Here is a 2955-nt window from a genome sequence, read left to right as displayed (position 1 = left end):
TGGGGGTGCGTGTTCTGCACGGCTTCTGGTCTGATTTTCAGGTCTCCAGCACCTGATCGTGTGCTTAGCCATGCACCACGAGATCAAAGCCTTCTTCAGCGGTCGGCGATGCGAAGTGACTGGAAAACTGGTGGAACTGTGCCTCCGTGACCGCGAAGGGGTGGTCTCCCGCCGCGTTGCGCACGCGCAGTCGAGCCAAGCAGACCTCGTCTGGCACGTCAAACACATGAAGCTGGTGAGCGGCTTCAGTGCCGGCGATGAGCTCCCTCATCCAGGCGCGTTGCGCGACCGTGTTTGCCGGGAAGTCGAGGACGACCGACACACCCGCGTTTAGCAAGGCGACCACATGAGGCCCCATGACTCTTTGGAGCTTCGATGAGCACCGCACATAATCCTTCAGCGAATGCAGTTCATCTGCGAAGAGCGCATCGAGCCAGGCGTCCTCAGCGATGAGAACCGTTCCGGGCGTGGCTCCAAGATGGGCGGCCATGGTGGACTTCCCGGATGCGATCTTACCGCACAGCATGTGCAGCGTCGGAGATTCAGACAGCATAGTTATGGCTCCCTCATTGCGGGTGAAAAGATTTCAGGATTGGTCCTTAGCCGGACCTGATCCCAAAGTATTGGCCTCGGCCGCCAAGGCTTTGACAGATCATGCCACCGCACTTCTTGCTTGGTATCTTATTGCGGCTCAACGGCTTGCCGATTGAGATGCCGCGCTTGAAGGGGCGACCCAGCCTGGGTTTTTGGCAACGAGTTCGACGGTGTTGCCGTCGGGGTCGAAGGTGAAAACGCCGCGCCAACCCACCCAATCGAATGTTTCTACGTGGTATTCCAGGCCGAGTTTCTCATACCACCCGATGGCAGCCTCCTGCTCATCCCAAGGCAGGCTGAGCGCAAGGTGATGAAGCGATGAGCCTGGACCCGTCGCAGGGGGCAACTCACCCGCCCGCGTCCGGCCTGCGGCTTCGATGTCATGACGAAACAGAGCCAGCACCGTTGTATGGCCGCCAAATCCCTCGGCGATGCGAAGGAATACGATACGGCCGTTGTTCGGATCGTTGAGCGGTTCAAGCCCGATGACATCGCGATAGAATGCGACCATTGAGTCAAGATCGATGCACCGGATGGCGATTTCGCCTAAGGCGCGGACAGTGAAACCTCGCTGAGACATGAATCCTCTCCTAGTTTATCGTGACAAGCCGAAACCGGCTGTTCCGAAATCTCCGACATGGGCGCAAGGGCGCGCATCTGTTGATCGGCGGTGCATTCGATCCGGACGTCTCTTGAGACGACCTGTTCAACCTGGTCCATGTTAGACTGGGTTCCTTTGAAAAAGCAGCCGGATGCAGAACGCCGTCTCGGCGAGGATCGTCAGTAGATACGCCGGTACGAATGCCTGGGACCATTCAGGGGAGAAGAAGCGCAGGCCGCTGCCGATTAGATAGACGAGTCCGGCGATCGCCAGGCCGGCCCCGAATACCTTCGCAAAATGACTTGATCGCCAGACAAGCAGACCCATGATCAAGCTGTTGACGCCAAAGAAAACGAGGCCGAGATCATAGCCATGACCGTGCAGATCGAGGAACACCAGCGCAAGCGCGTTGGCATCGGCAAGCTCGTTGGGGCCAGAAATTAGAAGCCACGCGGCTTGCAGGACCATGAGGTTCGCGGCGATCAGCACGGTCTGGATCAGTCGAAACACCATCGCTGACAGGGCAAGCCCCGGCGATGCGCTCCGAAAGATCAGATAAAGCAGTATGGCGAGCCCGGCATCGCAAAGCGCCATCACCAGGTCGGCGGCGATGGCCAGCCGGAACTGGCCCGGTGCGGCCAGGATCGCCGCCGCGGTGCCCGCCGAATCGCCGAGGTCGATCAACGGACCGCGCAGTCCCAACTCGGCCCCAAGGCCGGCGATGATGATGACGAGGTACAGCAGGCCGGCAAGGCGGGCCTTTCGGGAGAGGTCGGGCGTTGGGGTGTGAACGGTCATCGGGGCCTCCTTTCGCTGCGATTGGCCATGACGTACTGGAACGGTTGCGCACTGAATATCGCCTGAAATACACCGGTCCGGTCCAAAAACGTTCCACCGGCCAGATCGGAGCTCGCCGCCGACCTTCCCGGCGGGTGCGTTGCCGGGCGGTTCGCCCGTTGACCTCCCCAGACCGAGCCGAGGACGATCAGCGCGCCGAGTCCCTGCAGCAGGGACAGCGACTGGCTCAGCACCACCCAGCCAAGGATCACCGCCGTCACCGGGCTCATCATGCCCAGCATCGAGACCGCGCCTGGCTCGATCCGGGCGACGCCCCGGAACCAGAGCGCATAGGTGGCCGCAGAACCGATGAGCCCGAGCCAGACCAGCCCGGCCAGGTTCGTCGCCGTGAGTGTCGGCAGCGCGGGTTCCACAATCAGCGCCAGCGGCAACAGGATCAACCCTCCGGCGGTCAACTGCCAAGCGGTAAAGCTGAGGGCCGAGACAGGCGGTTGCCATTTCCGGCTGAGGACCGTGCCCGCCGCCATGGATGCCGCGCCACCAAGCCCTGCGGCGATGCCCACGGGGTCCAGTTCGGCGTCCGGCGAGATCAGCAGAAGCGCCACACCCAGAACGCCAGTTGCAGCTGCGGCAATCGCACCTGCCCGGATCGGCGTGCCGAGCCAGCCGCGCGCCATAAGGATCACTATCATGGCCTGCAGCGACCCGAGTGTGGCCGCTACCCCGCCGGGAAGCCTGTAGGCGGCCACGAATAGCAACGCCCAGAACAGCGCGAAGTTGAAACTGCCGAGCAGGAAGACGCGACCGAGCCAGGCACGGGGTGGCAGGCAACGCGTGACAGCAAGCAGCAGCAGTCCGGCTGGCAAAGCCCTAAGCGCGGCAAGGGTCACGGGATATCCCGCAGGCAGCGCCTCGGTCGTGACGAGATAGGTGCTTCCCCAGACCGCCGGGGCGAGCGCTGT

Annotated in this window: 4 protein-coding genes; all 4 read right to left on the bottom strand. The window is 62.2% G+C overall.

Translation table 11 applies throughout. The annotated features are described in order from the left end of the window. Positions 1-64 precede the first annotated feature (64 nt). Positions 65-553, bottom strand: coding sequence for an AAA family ATPase (locus ABY403_RS15155; protein ID WP_372841655.1), 489 nt, complete (start codon positions 551-553; stop codon positions 65-67). A 138-nt stretch (positions 554-691) separates the two neighbouring features. Beyond that, complete coding sequence (locus ABY403_RS15150; RefSeq protein WP_372841654.1) at positions 692-1174, bottom strand: VOC family protein; 483 nt, start codon at positions 1172-1174, stop codon at positions 692-694. 141 nt (positions 1175-1315) lie between these two features. Continuing rightward, the gene (locus tag ABY403_RS15145; RefSeq protein ID WP_372841653.1) at positions 1316-1993 is read right to left on the bottom strand and encodes a DUF4386 domain-containing protein; all 678 of its coding nucleotides are present in this window, start codon (positions 1991-1993) and stop codon (positions 1316-1318) included. Beyond that, positions 1990-2955, bottom strand: a 966-nt coding sequence (locus ABY403_RS15140; RefSeq protein WP_372841652.1) for an EamA family transporter, incomplete at its 5' end; no start/stop codon positions are given. The genes ABY403_RS15145 and ABY403_RS15140, both read right to left, overlap by 4 nt.

The sequence above is a fragment of the Phaeovulum sp. genome, from assembly GCF_041596715.1.
GTDB lineage: Bacteria > Pseudomonadota > Alphaproteobacteria > Rhodobacterales > Rhodobacteraceae > UBA6213.
This window is presented reverse-complemented; position numbering and strand designations above follow the sequence as displayed.